This is a genomic window from Candidatus Hydrogenedentota bacterium, from assembly GCA_019637335.1.
In the GTDB taxonomy this organism is placed as follows: Bacteria; Hydrogenedentota; Hydrogenedentia; order Hydrogenedentales; family JAEUWI01; genus JAEUWI01.
The window spans coordinates 270704-289739 of sequence record JAHBVV010000004.1; the positions used below are offsets into that span (position 1 = coordinate 270704).

Below are 19036 nucleotides of genomic sequence, written 5' to 3' on the forward strand. Positions count from 1 at the left end.
TCCGGACGTTGAAACAGATTTGCGTATTTGCCGCGTCGAGCGACGCCGCGGCTCCGGCCTTCGGAGCCGCGGCGGCCCGGCTTGGCCAGCTTCTGGCCGAGTCCGGCTTGACGCTGGTCTATGGCGCGGGGAAAGTGGGCCTGATGGGGGAGGTCGCGCGGAGCGTGCACGCGCACGGGGGCCGCGTGATCGGGGTAATCCCCGAGAAGCTGCACGTGGACGCGCTGACCTACCGGGACTGCGACGAGTTGATTGTCACGGAGACCATGTCCGAGCGCAAGGCGATCATGACGGCGCGCGCGGACGGATTCGTGGTGCTGCCCGGGGGGTTCGGCACGCTCGAGGAGTTGTTTGAGGTGCTGGTGGGGCGGCAATTGGGGTACCATACCAAGCCGATAGTGTTTTTGAACACGGGCGGGGCCTTTGACGGCCTGATGGCGTATTTTGCCGACATGGTGACGCTGGACCTGGTGCGCGCGGACCAGTGCGACCTGTTTTCGGTCGCCACGACGCCCGAGGGGGCGCTGGAGGCGCTACGCGCCAGTAATGCCACGCCCGTGGCGGGAAAGTGGGCGGAGCCAGTCACGCTTCGCCCGTAACAAGAGAAGAGCAGTACCCTTGACCGCGATGCCGTTTCCCAAGCGCCTTTCTCCGCACGCCAGCCTGTTTTTGCTTGTGCTGGCGTTCTTTTTTGTTTCCGGGGCCTGTGGCCTGCTGTACCAGGTCGTCTGGACGCGCAAGCTCGTGCTGCTCTTCGGGACGACGTCTTATGCGGTGAGCACGGTGCTCTCGATCTTTTTTGTCGGTCTGGGTGTGGGCAGCGTGTGGGGCGGGCGGATTGCCGACCGGACTTCACGACCGCTCTGGTGGTACGGCGTCTTCGAATGCATTATCGGGGTCTGGGCGCTGTTCTTCATCGCTTCGATCCTGTATGGCGAGGGCCTGGTGGTCGCGCTGTTGAAGGAGTTTCAGTTTTCGCGGGCGATGGGTGTGGGGCTGCGGGCGCTGCTGGCGCTGGTCCTGCTGTTCGTCCCGGTTTGCCTGATGGGCGCCACGCTTCCGTTGCTGGCGCGTTTTGTGACGCGGGAATCGTCGGTGCGGGGCATGCCCATTGGCGCGCTGTACACGCTCAACACCCTCGGGGCGGTGGCGGGCTGTTTCGTGACGGGTTTTTTCCTGATCGCGCGATTCGGATACACGCAGACGACGTTGATTGGCGCGGTGGCGAACATTGCCGTCGGCGTGGCCGCCTGGGCCGTGTCGCGGCGGCACGAGACCGCGGGCGCGCGAGACGACGCCGTGGCGGTCGCGGTGGCGGGGCCGATAACGCCGTGGCAGTACCTCATCATCGGCGTGTTCTTCCTGTCCGGGTTCTGCTCGCTGGGACTAGAGGTGTTGTGGACGCGGCTGCTCTCGATCATCTTCCTGGGCACGACCTACGCCTACACCAGCATGTTGACGACGCTGCTGCTGGGGATTGCGCTGGGCAGCGCGGCGGCCTCGCTGGTGGTGGATCGGCTTCGCCAGCCGGCGCTCCTGCTGGCGACCTCCCTGATTGCGACGGGCGCCGGAAGCATTTACATGCTCGGAATTCTGGGCGATATGCCCGCGCGGGTGATGGAATTGCAGGGGGGCAGGGGCGGCGACTGGGGGGCGGTCGTGCGCGGGAAGTTTTTCCTGGCGTTTCAGGCGCTGTTCATTCCGACCTTCTTCCTCGGGATGACCTTTCCGCTGGTGGTGAAGGCGGCGAGCCGGCATCGCGAGACGCTCGGGCGCGATGTGGGGCGCTTGTACTGCGCGAATACGGTGGGCGGCGTGCTGGGGTCCATCGCGGGGGGCTTCCTGGCTATCCCGCTGCTGGGGACGCACGGCGGCATTGTGTTCTTCGGGCTGGTCCTGGTTGGATCGGGGCTTGCCGTGGTGCTGGCGGGCCGGGACTGGGGCCTGCCGGCCAAGGTGGCGGGGGCCGTGGCGTGCGCCCTGCTGCTGGCGATCAGTTTCCGGCGCGCGCCGGAAGATGTGAACCGCGCGCTGACCGCGGGGTACATCCCCGAGGATCACCGTGTGATCCATTACGCGGAGGGCGTCGAGGGCACGGTGGCGGTATCGGAGCCGGCGGACGATAGCTCGGGGGCCGACCGGGTGCTGTGGATTAATCGCGTGCAGGCGACCACATCGATCGAGAAGGGGGTGAAGATGAATCGCCTGCAGGGGGTGCTGCCGCTGCTGTTCGACCGGGATCCGAGGGACGTGCTGTTCATGTGCTTCGGATCGGGGATCACCTGCGGGACGCTGGCGCTGTCGGATTTTGAACGGATCGACGCGGTGGACATCTCGGCGGAGGTACTGGCGGCGGCGCCGTATTTTGAAACGGACAATCTGGGGGTGATCGAGCGGCCGGAAGTCACGTTTCACGTGGACGACGGGCGGAACTTTCTGCTGACGTCCCCGCGCGGCTACGACGTGATCACGTTTGAGCCGATGCCGCTCGCGCTGGCGGGCGTATCCACGTTTTACACGCGGGAGTACTATGAACTCTGCCTGGCGCGGTTGAATCCGGGCGGGCTGGTGTCCCAGTGGATCCCGCTGCACAGCCTGAACCCGGAAATTGTGCGGTCGCTTGCGCGGACGTTTACGACCGTCTTTCCGCACTATACGGCCTGGTTTATCAATGCGGATCTATTCTTGATCGGATCCGGCACGCCGCTTCACCTGGACGCCGCGCGCATTCAGGCGCACTTTGAAAATCCGGCGCTCCGGCAAGCGCTGGAGGACGTGGGCTTCTACGATATTGAGTCGGTGGTGGCGTGCTACCTGATGGACGAAGCGGGGCTGGACGCGTTTGTCGAAGGGGGATCCATCATGCGGGACGACCTGCCGTGGGCGGAGTTTGAGGCGCCGAAGCTGGTCTATTCGCGGACCCAGGCGGAGTCCATAAGGGAGATCGAGCAACACATGACAAGCCCCGTTCCGCTGTTTGGCCCGGAGGCCGACCCGGCGTTGCTAGCGCGGATCGAGCGGCGCCACCAGGCGCACAAGCATGACATGAAGGGCCTGCGGGAGTATTACGGGGGCATGCTGATGGGATCGCGCGCGCCGGATCTCTTCCTGGAGTCGCTCGATATCGATCCGACGGACTGGAACGCGCAGTACTACCTGCGCGAAATCGGCCGGATCCAGGGCGAGATGTATCTGCGCTGGGTGGAATACGACGCCGGTATCGAGATCCTGGAGCGGATTCTGGCGCGCATGCCGGGTGACGAAACGTTGCAGCCGGTCTATGAGGCGCTGTTGCGCGCAAAGGCGGAGGAGGGCGTGGCGCGGGATTAACGCCAGGGGGCCCACTCGCGGAGCAGCAGGCCCGCGACAATCAGGAGCAGGACGGCGGCGAGGACGCGGCGGCGGCGGGCGATGGGCAGGCGCTGGTTGATGCGGCGGCCCGCGACGCCGCCCGCAAGCGCGCCAACGAGCACCCAGGGGACGAGGGAGAGGTCCACGTGCCCGATCACCCAGGCGCCCGCCGCCGTTGCGGTGGCGCGCAGGTGGGCGATGCTTCCGGAGGCGGCGATGGCGGCCATCACGAGATTGGACACGGCGGTAACGTTCTTGTTGGTGGTGAGGCCGGCCTGGAGGGTGAGGGGCACGAGGATGAGGCCGCCGCCCGTGCCGGTGGCGCCGCCGGCGAGTCCGCCGCAGGCGCCGACGAGGGGGCTGCTCAGCCACCGGGGCCGTTTTCCCGGCTTGGGCTCCGGCGCCGTGGCCCCTGCGACGAGGCGCCAGGCCATGCCCAGCAGGAGGGCGCAGAACACGGCCAGCACAGCGGTTTCCGGGAGCTTCGTGGTGAGCCAGGCGCCGCCGTAGCCGCCGGCGATCGCGCCCGCCGCGAGCCGCGCGGCCAGGGCCCAGGGCACGCGCTCGGCGTGGCGATTGAGCCGCCAGGCGTTGATGGTGGCGACGAAGAAGATGACGAGCAGGCTGGAGCCCTTTGCGGTGTGCGCGTCGATGCCGGGGGCGAAGAACAGAAACGCGGGCACCATGAACACGCCGCCGCCGAGCCCGAGGGCGCCGCTGATGATCCCGACGCAGACGCCGAGAACGAGCATTTCAATCGTGAAGAGCATGGTATCTCCGGGCGCGCCGGACGGCGCCTGGGGGCCAGTATAGATCACGGCGGGGGCGTGTGCGCGAGGGCGGGAAACTGCTGTCGGGAAAGTGTGCGCGCCAAACTTGGCGATCCCTGGCGGCGGGCTGGACGCGCGCGCGCCTTGAGGCGTATAGTCGTTTCGCGGGCGGCGGGATTGCGCCGGTAGCGGGAGTCGTGGTTTCGTGCTTGTTGGGATTCATCAGCCGCATTATCTGCCGTGGTTGCGATACTTTCATAAGATTCTTTGTTCGGATGTGTTTGTCGTGCTGGACAACGCCCAATACAACAAGAACGGGTATCAGAACCGGAACCGCATCAAGACGCCGCAAGGGCCGCTGATGTTGACCGTGCCGGTGTATGATCGCTTCGGGCAGAATCTGGAATCGGTGCGGATCGACAATAGCCGCCGCTGGGCGCGGAAGCATTGGCGCAGCATTGCGCAGCATTACCGACGCGCCCGCTGGTTTGACCGTTATGCGGCGGGTATGGAGCCGTTTTACGCGCGCGAATGGGAATCGCTCAATGCGCTGAACCGGGCGATGCTCGCCTACTTTCTCCGCGAGCTGGATATCGGCACGCCGGTACTGTACGCGTCGGAGATGGGTGCGGGTGGAAGCGCGACGGATCGGCTGGCGCGTCTGATACGCGCGGCCGGCGGCACGGCCTACCTTACCGGAGCGTATGCCGTGGACGCCTACCTGGACGCGACCGCCCTGAAGGATGCGGGAATTTCGATTAAGACCCAGGAGTGGCGCGCGGTACCCTACCCGCAGAGGCACGGGGCCTTCGAGCCGGATCTATCCATCGTGGATTTATTGATGGAATGCGGCCCGGATTCGCGGGAAATCCTGCTGGGGAGGCCCCTGTGATCCCGCACAGCAAGCCGGCGATCGGCCCGGAAGAAGCCCGCGCGGTGGCGCGGGTGCTGGAGAGCGGCCAGATCGCGCAGGGGCGCGAGGTGGCGGCCTTCGAGGAGGCTTGCGCGGCCTTCGCGGGGCGCCGCTACGCGGTGGCGGTGAACAGCGGCACGGCGGCGCTTCACTTGGCATTGATCGGGCTCGGCGTGAAGCCCGGGGACCGGGTGGCCGTCCCTTCGTACGCCTGTGCGGCGCTGGCGCAGGCCGTGCGGTGGGCGGGCGCGGATCCGGTTCCGTGCGACGTGGGGGCCGACGGCAATCTGGATGCCGCGTGCGTCCCGTCGGACGTGTCGGCGGTGATCGCCGCGCACTTGTTTGGTGTGCCGGCGGCGCTGCCGCCGCATCCGGCGGTGGTCGAGGATCTTGCGCAGTCCTTCGGGCGCCCGGCGTCGCCGCCCACCCGCGTGGCGATTACCTCGTTTTACGCGACGAAGATGATGACGACCGGAGAAGGCGGCATGTTGTTGACGGACGAGGAGGGCATCGCGGACGAGGCGCGCGACCTGCGGGATTATGACAGGCGGGACGACTTCAAGACGCGCTACGCCTACAAGATGACGGATTTTCAGGCGGCCATGGGGCGCGTGCAGCTGTCGCGATTGCCGGAATTTGTGGAGCGCCGCGCAGCGCTGGCCGCCCTGTACCATGAGGGTCTGGCGGGGTCTCCCGTATTGCGCCCGCGTATGGAGGGGCGGGTGCATTACCGCTACGTGATAGAGACGCCGGCGCGGGAGGCGATGATGACGTGGCTCCGTGAATTGGGCGTGGGGGCGAGCCGCCCGGTGCACCTTCCGTTGCACCGCCTGGCCGGCGGAACGTGTCCGCAAGCGGACCTGCGGCACGAACGCGCGCTTTCGCTGCCGCTCTATCCGGCGCTGGCTCGCCGGGAGGCGGAGTTTGTGTTACAATCGGCGCTGGCGTTTCTTGAACGGGCGGATGGGCAGCGCGCGGGCGCTTAAGCCGCGCCATGCGCCGCGATCTTCTGGGCTGTGCGCGCCGGGCCATCGCCCATCGCCGCATACCATCCGCCCACGGCCTGCCGCGCGCCGGGGCGCGGCGCAAGGGATAACACGGATGTTATTCAATCTGCCAGGTTACTGGCCGCGCACCTACCTGATGGTGGGCTGTACGGCGTTTGTTCTGGCGTCGATCCTCACGCCGCTCGCGATCGTGCTGCTCCGGCGCCTGGACATGGTCGACGCCCCCGCCTCCAACAAGATTCACACGCGATCCGTGCCGCGCGGCGGGGGGCTGGCGATTTTCGCGGCGTTTGCGGTGGCGGTGCTGCTGCCGGGCTACCGGAGCGACGGCATGAACGGCATACTCCTGGGCGCGTTCATCTGCCTGGCGGTGGGGGCGCTGGACGACTACTTCGGCGGGATCCCGGGTTTCTATAAGCTGATCACGCTGGTCGCCGCAACGTTTATTCTGTCGCGATTCGGGGTCCGCATCAATGTGTTTCAGAATCCCCTGCTGGACGTGCCGCTGACCATTCTCTGGATCGTGGGGGTGACGAGCGCATTCAACGGGACGGACAATATGGATGGCCTGGCGTCGGGGCTTGCGGTGATTGTGGCGGGGATGTTTTTTGTCATCGCGCTGCAGGCGTGGGCGGCGGCGCGCACGGAAACGAGCCTTTCGTGGTTCGGGATGCTTGCGGTGGGGCTGATCGGGGCGAACCTGGGCTTTCTCATCTACAACAGCAAGCCGGCGCTGGTGTTCATGGGCGATTCAGGGAGCTTCTTCCTCGGCTTCACGCTTGCGGCGCTGGGGGTCATGGGGGAATGGACGCCGAACCGGGTAATTTCGTGCACGATCCCGATTCTGATTCTGGGCGTGCCGTTGTTCGACTTCGCGTACATCATTATCGCGCGCATCGCACGCGGCGAGACGCGGACCCTGCGCGCTATCATCGATCATTGCGCGCCCGACCACCTGTCGCACCGGCTGGTCTGGTTTGGCTTCACGCAGCGGCAGGCGGTGTTCTTCATCTACCTGATCGCGGTGGCGATGGGGATCAGCGGGATTTTGCTGCGCAACACGGCGAGCCTGTTTGACAGCCAGCTGGCGCTCCTACAGGGGCTTTCCATTGTGGCGATCGTGATCATCCTGATGGTGATTGCCGCGCGGCGGCGCCAGGCGATGGTGGACCAGCACGAAGCGGCCTATTCCGCGCTGGCTCGGGATCTGGAGGCGCGGGAGCGATCCGGGGGCGGCGAGGGCGGCGAGGCGCGCCGCGAGGCCAGTTAGCCATCATCCTCCCGGGCGAGGCGCTGTTTCAGCCGCTTCCGCTCCTCCTGCATGCGCCGGGTTTCCGCCGCGGCGACTTCGGGCGCGCGCTCGTCAACGAGGCGCTGAAAGGCCCGGGCTCCATCGGCCTCGCCGCGGCTCTGGATGAAGCGCGCCACATCGGCGCGCGCGCCGTAGACGATGAGCCGGTCGCCGTTGCGCACGTATGTGCCCCCCACGGGGGAGCCGACGAAATCGCCATCTTCCCGGCGGATCCCGAGGACGTTGACGCCGACCTGGGACAGGCGCAGCTCGTCGAGGCGCCTGCCGACCGGCCAGTCCCCTGTTTCGATCGGGAGTTCGGTGACGCTGTAGCCCTGCGCCAGGTTCAGGAGGCTGCGGTAATCGTGGATCTCGTCCGAGGTCCACCGCCGGAGGGCCCACCCGATGAGCTTGAAGAGCTGGTCGTCCACCCAGCGGCTCATGGCGAGCACCAGCAATAGCGCCAGGCCGGCGGCCATGATGCCGAGCCGCGCGCCGAGGGAGTAGGGGTCCTCCTCGCTTACGGTAACGGTGGAGACGGCGGTGGCGATCACGCCGACGAGGCCGACATTCCCGACCCACATGAGCGTGTAGATGATGCGGCGGCGGACCGGGTGGTTGACGATCGCTTCGGCCTCGCTGGTGACGTAGCCGGTGGTGCTGAACGCGGATCGGGCCTGAAAGCGCGCCATTTCGCGGGACAGCCCGGTGAGGGTAAGCGCAACCGTCCCGATGCGATTCACGATCACGGAGAGCAGGATGATAATGAGCAGGCCGAGTACCGCAGCCACGTTGGAATCTCCAGTTTAATCTCGGGGATAAGCGCGCCTCGCGGATCATTGTGTGCGGTGGGCGGGGCCATTGCAAGCCGGCGGCCCCACCGCGCGGGCCGGCGTGACATTTTTTGTCGCTTTAGGCCGCACAATGCGCGCAATGGGCCGTCCGGCGCGCTTCGGGAGGCGGCCTCTCCGAGAGGCGTGTCCGCTGTAACCGGTTATTTGTAAACGTTTTGCGCTATTGTGGCAAAAACTGGCATGCCGATTGCCCTGTAAAAGGCGACAGTTGAAGTCAGTCAGCAGGCGGCGCGGACGCCGCCTGGCGCATGGTTTTACAAACTACCAACCGGAGGATTTGCTCATGAAAAAGTCGAACAAAGGTTTCACGCTGATTGAACTGATGATCGTGGTCGCCATTATCGCCATTATCGCGGCGATCGCCATTCCGAACCTGCTTCGTTCGCGGATGCAGTCGAACGAATCGAGCGCGATTGGCAACCTGCGCACCATCGTGGGCGCCGAAGTGGCCTACCACGCCGCGAACTACACCTACACCGCCGCGTTTGCGGACCTGACGGGCGCGACCCCGCCCTTCCTGGACGGCACGTGGGATGGCACGACGAAGAGCGGGTACAACTTCGTGCTCGGCGGCGATGCGAACAACTTCACGGCCAATGCGAACGCCGCGGCCTACGGGACGACCGGCAGCAAGGGCTTCTTCACCGACGCCAGCGGCGTGATCCGCTTCGCGAATGGCGCGGACGCGACGGCCGCGGACGCCCCGATCGGCGAATAACCGAAACGACACACAACGGCGCATGCAGGGTTCAACGCGGGTGGCGAGGCAACAGGCCTCGCCACCCGCGCCTGCTTTTTCGGGATGGCGGGAACGCGGCGGGCCGGGCGGCACGCGTGCCGCCTGGCCCCGCGGTATTGGCGAGTTCAATTGGCGGGTTCGAGTGGGGTGCTGCCTGTGTGGAGCTGGCCATCGGGCGCTTCGATTTCGATCCACAGTGCGTATTCGGCGGGGATGGGGCTGGGCACTTCCACGTGGCCGTGCATGTAGTCGTTTTCGACTTCGGTCTTCACGACCATGACGTCGCCGGGGTCCTCGAGGCCGGCCCAGATGCGGACGGCCTTGAATTCGGCGCCGGCGATGCGAAGGTTGTAGTGGCCGTCGGGGATTTCCTCCTCATACATGGGTTGGACCTGGTAGGGGCCGATGCTCACGGCGGCGAAGTTGCGCATCGGGATGGGGGAAGACGCGGGCGCTGCGGCCTCGGTTTCGGCGGGGGCGGGCGCGGGCGTTTCCGCCGGGGCGGCGGCCTGGGGCGCGGGCTGGGCCTCGGCGGGCGCCGGCGATTCCGTCTGTGTGGCGGTCTGGCCGCCGCATCCGGCGGCGAGGAGGGCGATCAGCAGGGCATTCAGGGTCTTCCTCATGGGGTCTTCCTTTCGTTATGGGTTTCCATTTCAAGTACACGCGCGGCCTGTTGCCGGGATTCGATGGGATTGTTCCGGAAGAGCAGATCGTAGCCGGCCGGCACCACGATGAGGTTGAGGAAGGTGGACGTGGTGAGGCCGCCGAGCACCACGACGGCAAGCGGCGCCAGGAGCTCGCTGCCGGGCTCGCCCATGGCCATGGCGATGGGCAGGAGGCCGAGCACGGCGGTGAGCGCCGTCATGAGGATGGGGATGAGGCGCTCCATGCTGCCCTGGACGATGGCTTCGTCGAAGGGTTTTCCTTCCTCGTGCATGAGATGGGCGTAGTGATTGACAAGCAGGATGCCATTGCGCACGGCAATTCCGAACAGGGTGACGAAGCCGACCAGGCTGGCGATCGAGACGACCGGGGCCTGGTATTCGCCGAGGCCCAGGAGCCCGAGGGTGTTCCGCAGGAGGCCCGGGCCCTCGGTGAGGTAAATGGCCAGGACGCCCCCAATGAGCGAGAGCGGCAGGTTGGCCATGACGAGGACGGCCGCGCGCGTGGAGTTGAAGGCGCTGGAGAGCAGGACCAGGATAACAACGGCGACAAAGGCGCTCATCAGCAGGATGGCGCGGCTTGCGGATTGCTGCGCCTCGAATTGGCCGCCGTAACTGACCGTGTAGCCGTATTCCCGAACGATGGGCGTGGCCACGTTTCGCACGCGTTCGACGACGTCGCCGAGGTTGTGGCCCTGCGCGACATTGAGGGAGACGACCGCCTTGCGCTGGCCGTTTTCCCGCTGAATGCCCAAGGGGGTGTTTTCCGGGCCGATATTCGCGATTTCCTCCAGGCGAACGAGGGCGCCGCCCTTGCCGCGCAGGAGGAACTGGCGAACCTGCTCGGGGCCCTGGCGGTCCTCCGGGTGGAGGCGCACGGCGAGGTCATAACGGCGCACACCCTCGTTGACGGTGGCGGCGATCGCGCCGTTGAAGGCGGCCTCCACCTGCCGGGCGGCGTCGGCGGGGTTCAGGCCCCACCGCTTGAGGTCCTCGTGGCGGTAGCGTATGGGGAGTGATGCGACCATGGCCTCGCGGTTCGCCAGGATATCGCGCGCGCCGGGCACGTCTTCCAGGGCGAGCTCCAGCCGCCGGGCGATTTCGCGGAGGGTGCCGAGATCGGGCCCGAAGATATTGATCGCGATCGCGGCCTGGGTGCCGGAGAGGACATGGGAAAGCTGGTGCCCGATCGGGGACCCCACTTCGGTCTGAAGGCCCGGCGTGTCCTGGAGCACGTCGTCAATGGCGCGCTGGATATCGTCCCTGGAAGCGCCGGGGCCGGCGCTGACCGTGATCTCGCTGCGGTTGACGCCATGCGCGTGTTCGTCGCGCTCGGCGCGCCCGGTGCGGCGGACGACGCCGCTTACACCGGGGATCTGCGCGAGGCGCCGGTCGATGCCCTCAACCATGCGGTTGCTTTCCTCCAGGGAGGTTCCGGGGGGCGCGTCGGTGAAGATGGTGAAGGCGCCCTCGTTGAACGCGGGCAGGAAATCCGTGCCGAAGGTGCTGGCGAGGGCGAGGCTTGCCGCGGTGGCGGCGAAAGCGCCGGCGAGCACGGTTTTTCGGAAGCGCAGGGCCAGGCGCAGGCTGGGCGCGTAGAGGCGTTTCATCCAGCGCACGAGGGGCCCTTCCTTGTCGTGGCTTGCCGCGTCATCGCGCAGGAGAAGTTTGCAGAGCGCGGGGATGACGGTCAGCGCGACGAGCAGGGAAGCGAGTACGGACGTGATATAGGCCAGGCCCATGGGGCGGAAGAAACGCCCTTCGATGCCCTGGAGGAAGAGCAGGGGCACGAAGACAACCACGATGATGGCGGTGGCGAAGACGACGGAGGCCCGGATCTCGTTGCTGGCGTCGAAGACGACACGCACACGGGGGCGTCGCTGGCTCTCGGGGAGACGCGCATTCTCGGACAGGCGCCGGTGGACGTTCTCCACGTCGATAATGGCGTCGTCCACGAGTTCGCCTATGGCGATGGCGAGGCCGCCGAGGATCATAACGTTGATGGTCATGCCCAGCCAGTCCAGCGCGACAAAGGCGGCGGCGATGGAGAGGGGAATGGAGACGAGTGTGATGACGGTGGTGCGGGCGTTGAGCAGGAAGAGCACGAGTACCACGCTGACAAATAGAGCGGCGTCGCGCAGGACATGCACGAGGTTGCGGACGGAGAGGTTAATGAAGTCGGCCTGGCGCATGACGTTTGCGTCCAGGACGACACCCTCGGGCAGGGTTGCCTGGAGGTCTTCCAGCATGCGATCCACGTTTCGGGTGATTTCGAGGGTGTTGGTGAAGGGGGCCTTCTTGATGGCGATGACCACGGCGTCGCCGCCGCTGGAGCCGCCCGTGCCGCGGCGCGGCGCGGGGCCAAGCTGAACTTCGGCGACCTGCCCAATCGTGATGGGTACGCCGTCCACGTGCTGTATGATGGTGTTCCTGATGTTCTCGGCGGAGGATACCCGTGCGTCCTGGCGGAGGGGCAGCTCGACGCCCTGGACATTGGTCAGATAGCCGGCGCTCGCGATGCTGTGGGCCTCCTCGGCGGCCCGCAGCACATCCGTGACGGTGAGCCCGTAGAGGCGCAGGTCGTCCTGGCGGACGTTCACCTGGTACTCGGGAAGCTCGCCGCCGATGGCGACCACCTGGGCCACGCCGGGGACGGCGAGGAGGCGCTGCCGCAATTCAAATTCGCCGAAGGCGCGAAGTTCCAGCGGGGACCACACGCCCGTTGGCGAGGAAAGCGCCATGAGCATGATTTCACCGGTGATTCCGGTGATGGGGGCGACTTCCGTATGCACCCGGGGGGGCAGCTGCTCCAGGACCGCCGCGAGCCCTTCGCCCACGATCTGCCGCGCGCGGTAAATGTCGTGGCCCCAGTCGAATTCCACCCAGACGAGGGAGAGGCCCATGGCGCTGCTGCTGCGGACGCGGCGGACGCCGGGGAGGCCGTTCACGGCGCTTTCCAGGGGGAAGGTGACGTACTGCTCGACTTCATCCGCGGCGAGCCCACCGGCTTCCGAGAGCAGTACGACCGTGGGGGCGTTCAGCTCGGGAAAGACGTCGACGGGCATGCGGTAGGCGGTGTAGCCCGCCAGACCGAGGGTCATGACGGCGAGGATGAGCACGAGTACCGTGTTGTCGAGTGAAAATGCGATGAGTCTTTTCAGCATGTCGCGGATCTCAATGGTTCGTGTGCAGCGAGCCGTCGGCGTGGTAGTGGTAGCCGTCGGGGGCGCGATCGGTTCCGCCGGCGAGTTTCAGCGCGTAGGCGCCCTCCATCACCACCTGGTCTCCCGCCTTGACCCCGCTGCGCAGGGCCACCCAGCGCCCGTCGCTCTCTCCCAGGTCGGCGACGGCCCGCAATACCCGATCGGGATCCTTCGGGTCGCGGCGGAAATAGACCTGTTCCAGGCCATCCTGTATCACCGCGGATTTCGGGATGGCCCAGTATTCGCGGGCGCCACCCCGCAAGGTGACTTCGAGGAAGGCCGCAACGCCGGCGCGCATCCACGGAGCCGTGATCTCGGGCTTCACGTACAGAGAAACGGTGCGGGCGCCTTCTTTCGCCGTAAGCCCGAGCTGGAGCGTGCCCGCGGCGGTTTCCCGCAGGTCAACCGTGCTTCCCTGGGCCGGCGCAATACGCGCGGTCTGCCCCTCCTGATAGAGTCCGATATCGGATTGGGGCGCCTCGGCGTGGAAGTGCACCTGATCCGCCGCGATCGTGACCAGGACGAGCGCGCCCTCCTCGAGCCAGGCGCCGGACGCCGCGTCCAGGGTTGCGACCCGCCCCGGCGCTTCGGCGCGAAGTTCCAACTCCGTAATGCGGGTCCAGACGTGCTCGCCGCCAACGAATTCGTCCAGGGCTTCCGTGGTGCGGCCGGTAATGGAGGCCAGTGTGCGGAGGCGGGACTGGTAGTGTTCGTGCGCCTCGCTTACTGCGGCTTCCTGCTCGCGGAGTTCGGCTTCCAGCCGGGGCAGGCTTCCACGGAGGGCGGTGGCCTCCGCTTCGAGCACCGCATCGCGCGCGCCGGCGGCGGCCAGGTTTGCGAGGCGGTCGTCGAGTTTCGTGAGCAGGCCACGGGTTTCCGCAAGGCGCGCGCGGGCGACATCCCGCCGGGCTTCGGACATCTTGATCTCGCCCTCGGCCTCCACCGCTTCATGTTGCAACTGGCGCCACTGGGGCGAGTTGATAGTGGCCAGCAGGTCGCCGGCCTGAACCTCCTCAAAGAGGGCGACCCGGGGCGTGACGCGGCCGCGGAGCGGGGCCCGGTATTCGTGGCGGGCGCCGGGAAGGAGTTCAAAGACGCCGGGCACGCGCCGGGTATCGGCAATGGCGCGGCGCTCCACGTCAATGAAGCGGATCCCCAGGTTTTCGCGAATGCCCTCGGTCAGTTCAATCCCGCCGGCGGCTGGAGCCGGATCCGCGGGATCCGATTTCGCGGCGTTCTCGGGTGGATTTGTGGCGGGCGCGGAGCCAGAACCGCACCCCGGCGCGATGGCCGCGAGCACGATCATGGCCCCGAAAAGCGCGGCGGCCCTGAGGCGGGCGCGGATTGGTTCTATGCCATTCATGGCGCATTCTCCTCGTTCGGATCGGCCAGGGGTGCGGCCGTCTGTATGGCGGCGTGAATACCGGCGGCGGCCCGGGCGTTTTCCGCCCGCGTTTGCAGGATCTGTTCTCGTGTTTCCAGGGTTTGCCGGATCACGTCGTAGAGCAGCGGGAGATCGAGTTCGCCCGCGTCCAGCAGAGCCAGCGCCTGCGCCAGCTGCGTATCGAGGATGCGCGCGGGGCCGTTGAGAAGCGTTTCGAGGGCCGCCGCGCTGGCCTGGTGGCGGGCCTGGCGGCGCCGCAGACCGGCGAGAAGATCGCGCCACGCCTCCTCAACTTCCAGGCGCGCGCGATCGCGTTCGGCGGCCGCCTCCGCGATGCCCGGGCGGTTCGCGTTCCATACGGGAATCGGCGCGCCGAGCCCCAGCACCAGCGCCGTTTCGTCCCGATCGCTGGTGCGCAGCGGGCTGAAGGTAATGTCGGGGTACTGTTTTCGCAGTTCCAGCCGCAGCCGTTCCTCCGCCGCTTCATACGCCGCGCGGCGGTACGCGATCACGGTGTGACTGGGACTGACTTCCGGCGCGTCCGGGAGCGCGAGGTCCGGCGCCAGGGACGGCAGAAAGGTAATGGGGGCATCGGGCGACAGGCCCAGGGTGTGGACGACCTCGAGCCGGGCCTCTTCGCTGGCGCCTTCGAGCAGCGCGCGCCGGGCGCGGGTGCGGTCGTAGTCCACGAGGATGAGCCCCAGGGCGGTGGGGGAACGTTCGCCGGTGTTGAGCAAGGCGCGCGCCATATCGTAGAGGGGTCGGAGCGTATCGAGGTGCGCGTCGAGGAGGGCGAGACGCTCCACGTTTTCTGACCAGGCGATCCAGGTCTCGCGAATGCGGCTTTGGACTTCCCATTCGGCGGCCTCGGCGGCGCGCAGGGCGGCGGCGTGCTCGCTGTTGAGGTAGCGGCGCTCGGCGCGCGGCCGGCCGGAGATGGGCACCGTGATGGCCAGGCCAATTTCCGAGATCCAGGCGCGATCCACGCCGTCAGGCCCATCGATTTCCTGCCGGCCCCGCCCGAGCAGAAGTTCGGGATCGGGCCAGCGTCCGGCATTGTTAGTGCGCGCGGCGGCGCTATCGGCCTCCAGGCGCGCACGGCGGGCGTCCGCGTTGTACCATAGGCCGAGGGCCTCGGCTTCGGCCAGGCTCAGGCCGTCTTCCGTGTCAAACGGGCCTGTCTGGCTCCTCGTCAAAGTTTGCAGTTCTTCGGCGTAGGCGCGCACGGGATCCGGATCGAGCGGGCGGGCTTCGAGGGCCGCGCGGATCTCGTCCAGATGCAGGGGTTCCCGGGGAATGTGCTGGCAGCCCGAGAGGGCAATCAACACCACCAGCGCGCCGGCAGCCGCGCGTAGCATGGACATACGTCGCGGTTCCTGGGTTCAGGTTTGGGGGCGCGGTCCCGTTATACGCGGGCGCGCGCCGCCTGCTGTCGGCGATACAGGGTGCGGGGCTGTATCAGGCCCGGGGCGGGCCCCGGCGGCGCTGCAGTGACGCGACCAGGTGATCGCGCGGGAGGAGGAAGGATTCCGTGACGGGCGCGGGCGTGGGGGGCCACAGCGCGTCGAGCACCGGCAGGATGGTGGGCAAGATGTCGGGCGCGGGCGCCAGTATCCGCTTCGATCCCGTGCGGTGATTCAGCAGATCGTGTCCGTGGTCTCCGTCACCAGGATGATGGTGTGGCAGGGGATGCCGGTGACAGTGGGACTCCCCGACGGCATGATCAACGCCGGGATCCGCGAGGTTGTGAAGGTGGGCGTGCTCCGGCGCGCCATGGCCGGGATGATCGTGATCGCCACACTCGTGGCCGTTCTGGCTCTCGTGGTGGTGGTCTTCGGGGCCGTGCGGGTGCGCGCCGGTTTCGTGATCGTGGGTATGCGCATGATCGAGCGCAATATGGGCGGGCATGCCCAGCGCGTATACGAGGGCGAGCGCCGTGACGAGCGCGTATTTGACCCATCGGTTCATGCGGAGAGTATACGCGGGCTTGCGCGCGGCGATCAACGCGCCGGCGCCAGGCAACCGCATTGGGTCCAGGACGCCACCGTTGGGCGGCGCGTGAGGATGCCCTGTGTTCTTTGTGCTCTTTGTGGCTCCGAATCCAATCCCCCGCCCGCCGTGACCCCGCATCGCGCCCTCGATCGTCTCCTTTGCGCCTTCGCGCCTTCGCATGAATATCAATCCCCCTCCTACTTCTTTCCTTCGTGGACTTCGTGCCCGTCCTGGTGATATCCCCGTCAGGAAAGCACGCAAAGGCTGTGCCGGATATGCTTCACCCCCGCAGCCACCCGGCCGCCCCCGACCACCCGAAAGCGCGGCAAAGGATCGCGGACAATCCTGTTCGCGGCAACAAGAGCCCACCTCGAAAGGAAAGTGGCGCAGGCGTCCCGCCTGCCCAAGCGCCGAAGGCGCAAAGGATCGCTGGTATTGCGCCTGCGGCGAATCCCTGACCTTGCCAGAGATGCCGGCGCTCCAACACGCTCACGGAGTCAAGGCTCCAAACCAACCCGATTTACGTCCAAATGCCGCGATCGGGTTTGAATGCGATTGCCCTGCCGGTATCGCGAGGCCGCCCGGCGGTCACCCGGCAGCACGGCGCTATCCCCGCGCGAGCAGGCAGACCGTCTCCACGTGGGGCGTGTTCGGGAAGAGATCGATCGCCCGAATGCGGTCTATTCGCCACCCGCCCTCATAGAGGCCCTTCAGGTCACGCGCGAGTGTCGCCGGGTCGCACGATACGTACACGATCGATTCCGCCCGGCTCGACGCCAGCGCCGGCACGAGCGACTTTGCCCCCGCCCGGGGCGGATCGAGTACGACCGTCTTCCAGGCGCCTTCCGTCAATTCCTTGTTCATCCGGGCTTCGTTGCCGTTCTCGTACCGGCCCCTGCCGGTCCGGCGGGCGGCGCGGATCGCCGGCTTGTTGTGATCCAGGCCAAGCACGTCGCACCGTTCCGCCAGCCCCAGGCTCAGGTTGCCGCTCCCGCAGTACAAGTCCAGGACCGCGCCCCGGTCCCCGGCGAATTCATGTGCCGCCGACACGAGCCGCCGGTTCAACAAGAGGCTGGACTGTGAAAAGGCCCCATTGACGACCGGTACGCCGTCAAACAGGAACATAGCGGGCGGGCGCTCGTCGCGCGGCGTGTTCGACTGCGCAAAGCGGTCCCGCAGTTTCCGGTTCAGAAAGCTGGTCCAGACCAGGACATCTTCTCCCTCGGGATTCACCGTTACCGTCACCGATCCCTTCACTTCGAGCTCGCGCAACTTCCCGAGCGCCCGGTTCATTGCCGGGTGGCACAGCGGGCATTGCGCCGTGTCCACGATTTCGTGGCTGCCCAGCGCGTAGAACCCGAAGCGCTTCCCATCCCCGTGAAACTCCGCCCGCGTTCGGTAGCCCGTCCGAAGCGCGGGATCCTCATCCCACTCCAGCGCGACATCGGAAATTCCCGCAATGCGCGCCAGGCAGTCGCGGACGATCCGCTGCTTCCACTCCGCCTGCGCCGGATACCGGAAATGCAACCAGGTGCTTACGCCGCTGGGCTGCCAGCCCGGGTATTCCGGCGACGTCCGGTCCGGCGACGCGCTCAGCACCGACGCCACCTCGCCCCAGAGCATCTTCTTGTTGGCGCGCGTAATCTTTACTTCGAGCCGATCGCCCGGAAGGCCATACGGGACAAAGCACACCTGGCCATCCACACGGCCGATCCCCGCGCCGCCATGCCCCACGGCGGTGATTTCTACTTCCGTTATCACTTCTTGGCATCTCCTGGCCATCTGTCCGACCGCCAATGGTGGGATCGGGATAAAAGGGGGCGTGCTCGGCGCTGCCGGCACGCAAGGTTGGTATGAATGGCGCCCATCTCGCGCCGGAGGCTTCCGGCCCGCCGGCGGTTTGGCTTCTGTCAGTTGCTCGATGGGTGGAACGCGCCAATAGCCGCGTTGCGCGCTTCCCACTGGCGGTGAAAGGCCTGTAAAGCCTCCGACGGAGCCGGGCCCGCCGAGGAAAGCCAGTACAGGCAAACCGGCGGCGCCTGCCACGTCTTCCCGGGGCCCAGCGATACACTCCCTTCCCACACCGGCGCGCAGTACGCCGGATTCGGATGGAACAGGGCGAATCGCGCCCGGCGAAAGGCCCCAAGCAGAAACTGGCCCTCCGCCCCCCGTAGACCCGCGTAGTGAACCGGTTCGCCCGCCGCCATCAGGCTGAATTCCGCCTCCCCCTGCACGCTCCGGGACAGGAAACGGTCGGGATCCAGGGGTAGAACCTCCGCGGCCGCGCGCGTGATGGCCACCGCGTCCCCGCCGGTATTCGTAACCGACAATTGCCGAACCAGGCCCGGCGCGCGGTGATACAGGCACGTCTCCAGCCGAATGGCGACCCCCGGACCCTGGAGATCGAGCGTGACCGCCGCCCCCAGGTCGTCCACCGAATCGCTCCAGTTCAGGTCGCCCAGGTCCATCGCCGCCAGCGGGCGATTCCCGTAATCCACGTGAAACTCCGGCGATTTGCGCGAGAGGCAATCCGCGCCCCCCGCCGGCACGCGCAACTCTATGGTCGTGCCCAGAAACGCGCTCCAGCGCCGCTCCATCCAGGCATTTCCAAGGCGCACCAGGCCTTTTTCGATTCGCGCGTATGCCCGTTCCACCATCCTGATTCCCGCTAAGTTCGTTATTGGTTCGTCTACAACGAAGTATACCGCATCCCGCCGCGCCGCCACCAGACCCGCCCGCAGCCCCACGAATCCCCAGATTCTCCTGTTCCTCCTCCCTACAGCCTAAAGCCTAAAGCCTGAAGCCTGAAGCCTGAAGCCTGAAGCCTGAAGCCTGAAGCCTGAAGCCTGAAGCCTGAAGCCTGAAGCCTG

15 protein-coding genes are annotated in these 19036 nt (G+C 66.8%); 6 read left to right on the plus strand and 9 right to left on the minus strand.

Features of this window, described 5'->3' with window-relative positions; genetic code table 11:
- Window positions 1-8 precede the first annotated feature (8 nt).
- Together KF886_07745 and KF886_07750 are read left to right on the plus strand one after the other, a co-directional pair.
- Window positions 9-599, plus strand: a complete 591-nt coding sequence (locus tag KF886_07745) for a TIGR00730 family Rossman fold protein (GenBank protein MBX3177235.1) — start codon at window positions 9-11, stop codon at window positions 597-599.
- A gap of 19 nt (window positions 600-618) precedes the next feature.
- Window positions 619-3330, plus strand: a complete 2712-nt coding sequence (locus KF886_07750; protein ID MBX3177236.1) for a fused MFS/spermidine synthase — start codon at window positions 619-621, stop codon at window positions 3328-3330.
- Here KF886_07750 and KF886_07755 read toward each other — a convergent pair.
- Window positions 3327-4121 carry a sulfite exporter TauE/SafE family protein gene (locus KF886_07755; GenBank protein MBX3177237.1) on the minus strand — a complete coding sequence of 265 codons (795 nt, stop codon included), beginning with the start codon at window positions 4119-4121 and terminating at the stop codon, window positions 3327-3329. The two genes, KF886_07750 and KF886_07755, sit on opposite strands and share 4 nt — an antisense overlap.
- Window positions 4122-4326: 205 nt before the next feature.
- Here KF886_07755 and KF886_07760 point away from each other — a divergent pair, with 205 nt between their 5' ends.
- The 3 genes from KF886_07760 (at window position 4327) to KF886_07770 (ending at window position 7311) form a co-directional block, all read left to right on the plus strand.
- Entirely contained in the window at window positions 4327-5013 is a 687-nt protein-coding gene (locus KF886_07760) for a WbqC family protein (protein MBX3177238.1), read from the plus strand.
- On the plus strand, window positions 5010-6020 hold the full coding sequence (locus KF886_07765) for a DegT/DnrJ/EryC1/StrS aminotransferase family protein (protein ID MBX3177239.1): 1011 nt from the start codon (window positions 5010-5012) through the stop codon (window positions 6018-6020). The genes KF886_07760 and KF886_07765 overlap by 4 nt, the downstream gene beginning before the upstream one ends.
- 115 nt (window positions 6021-6135) lie before the next feature.
- Entirely contained in the window at window positions 6136-7311 is a 1176-nt protein-coding gene (locus tag KF886_07770; protein ID MBX3177240.1) for an undecaprenyl/decaprenyl-phosphate alpha-N-acetylglucosaminyl 1-phosphate transferase, read from the plus strand.
- On the opposite strand, the gene KF886_07775 is transcribed toward KF886_07770, so the two are convergent.
- Window positions 7308-8123, minus strand: a complete 816-nt coding sequence (locus tag KF886_07775) for a TrkA C-terminal domain-containing protein (protein MBX3177241.1) — start codon at window positions 8121-8123, stop codon at window positions 7308-7310. The genes KF886_07770 and KF886_07775 overlap by 4 nt on opposite strands.
- A gap of 346 nt (window positions 8124-8469) precedes the next feature.
- Here KF886_07775 and KF886_07780 point away from each other — a divergent pair, with 346 nt between their 5' ends.
- Entirely contained in the window at window positions 8470-8904 is a 435-nt protein-coding gene (locus tag KF886_07780; GenBank protein MBX3177242.1) for a prepilin-type N-terminal cleavage/methylation domain-containing protein, read from the plus strand.
- A 146-nt stretch (window positions 8905-9050) separates the two neighbouring features.
- On the opposite strand, the gene KF886_07785 is transcribed toward KF886_07780, so the two are convergent.
- From KF886_07785 to KF886_07815, 7 genes are all read right to left on the minus strand, one after another.
- Window positions 9051-9548 carry a hypothetical protein gene (locus KF886_07785; GenBank protein MBX3177243.1) on the minus strand — a complete coding sequence of 166 codons (498 nt, stop codon included), beginning with the start codon at window positions 9546-9548 and terminating at the stop codon, window positions 9051-9053.
- The gene (locus KF886_07790; GenBank protein MBX3177244.1) at window positions 9545-12751 is read right to left on the minus strand and encodes an efflux RND transporter permease subunit; all 3207 of its coding nucleotides are present in this window, start codon (window positions 12749-12751) and stop codon (window positions 9545-9547) included. Before KF886_07790 ends, KF886_07785 begins: the two co-directional genes overlap by 4 nt.
- A gap of 10 nt (window positions 12752-12761) precedes the next feature.
- Window positions 12762-14153 (minus strand): HlyD family efflux transporter periplasmic adaptor subunit, encoded by a 1392-nt coding sequence (locus tag KF886_07795; protein MBX3177245.1) that lies wholly within the window; start codon window positions 14151-14153, stop codon window positions 12762-12764.
- Window positions 14150-15538: a TolC family protein gene (locus KF886_07800; protein ID MBX3177246.1), complete on the minus strand. Its 1389-nt coding sequence runs from the start codon at window positions 15536-15538 to the stop codon at window positions 14150-14152. Before KF886_07800 ends, KF886_07795 begins: the two co-directional genes overlap by 4 nt.
- A gap of 94 nt (window positions 15539-15632) precedes the next feature.
- The gene (locus KF886_07805; GenBank protein MBX3177247.1) at window positions 15633-16346 is read right to left on the minus strand and encodes a hypothetical protein; all 714 of its coding nucleotides are present in this window, start codon (window positions 16344-16346) and stop codon (window positions 15633-15635) included.
- A 426-nt stretch (window positions 16347-16772) separates the two neighbouring features.
- The gene (locus KF886_07810; protein ID MBX3177248.1) at window positions 16773-17927 is read right to left on the minus strand and encodes a class I SAM-dependent RNA methyltransferase; all 1155 of its coding nucleotides are present in this window, start codon (window positions 17925-17927) and stop codon (window positions 16773-16775) included.
- A 149-nt stretch (window positions 17928-18076) separates the two neighbouring features.
- On the minus strand, window positions 18077-18823 hold the full coding sequence (locus tag KF886_07815) for a hypothetical protein (GenBank protein MBX3177249.1): 747 nt from the start codon (window positions 18821-18823) through the stop codon (window positions 18077-18079).
- Window positions 18824-19036 lie beyond the last annotated feature (213 nt).

Excerpts from the sequence above, each read along its gene's own strand:
- KF886_07780 (MBX3177242.1), top strand. The coding sequence starts at position 8,470 with ATGAAAAAGTCGAACAAAGGTTTCACGCTGATTGAACTGATGATCGTG.
- KF886_07795 (MBX3177245.1), bottom strand. The coding sequence starts at position 14,153 with ATGAATGGCATAGAACCAATCCGCGCCCGCCTCAGGGCCGCCGCGCTT.
- KF886_07785 (MBX3177243.1), bottom strand. The coding sequence starts at position 9,548 with ATGAGGAAGACCCTGAATGCCCTGCTGATCGCCCTCCTCGCCGCCGGA.
- KF886_07815 (MBX3177249.1), bottom strand. The coding sequence starts at position 18,823 with ATGGTGGAACGGGCATACGCGCGAATCGAAAAAGGCCTGGTGCGCCTT.
- KF886_07790 (MBX3177244.1), bottom strand. The coding sequence starts at position 12,751 with ATGCTGAAAAGACTCATCGCATTTTCACTCGACAACACGGTACTCGTG.
- KF886_07770 (MBX3177240.1), top strand. The coding sequence starts at position 6,136 with ATGTTATTCAATCTGCCAGGTTACTGGCCGCGCACCTACCTGATGGTG.
- KF886_07805 (MBX3177247.1), bottom strand. The coding sequence starts at position 16,346 with ATGCGAAGGCGCGAAGGCGCAAAGGAGACGATCGAGGGCGCGATGCGG.
- KF886_07800 (MBX3177246.1), bottom strand. The coding sequence starts at position 15,538 with ATGTCCATGCTACGCGCGGCTGCCGGCGCGCTGGTGGTGTTGATTGCC.
- KF886_07755 (MBX3177237.1), bottom strand. The coding sequence starts at position 4,121 with ATGCTCTTCACGATTGAAATGCTCGTTCTCGGCGTCTGCGTCGGGATC.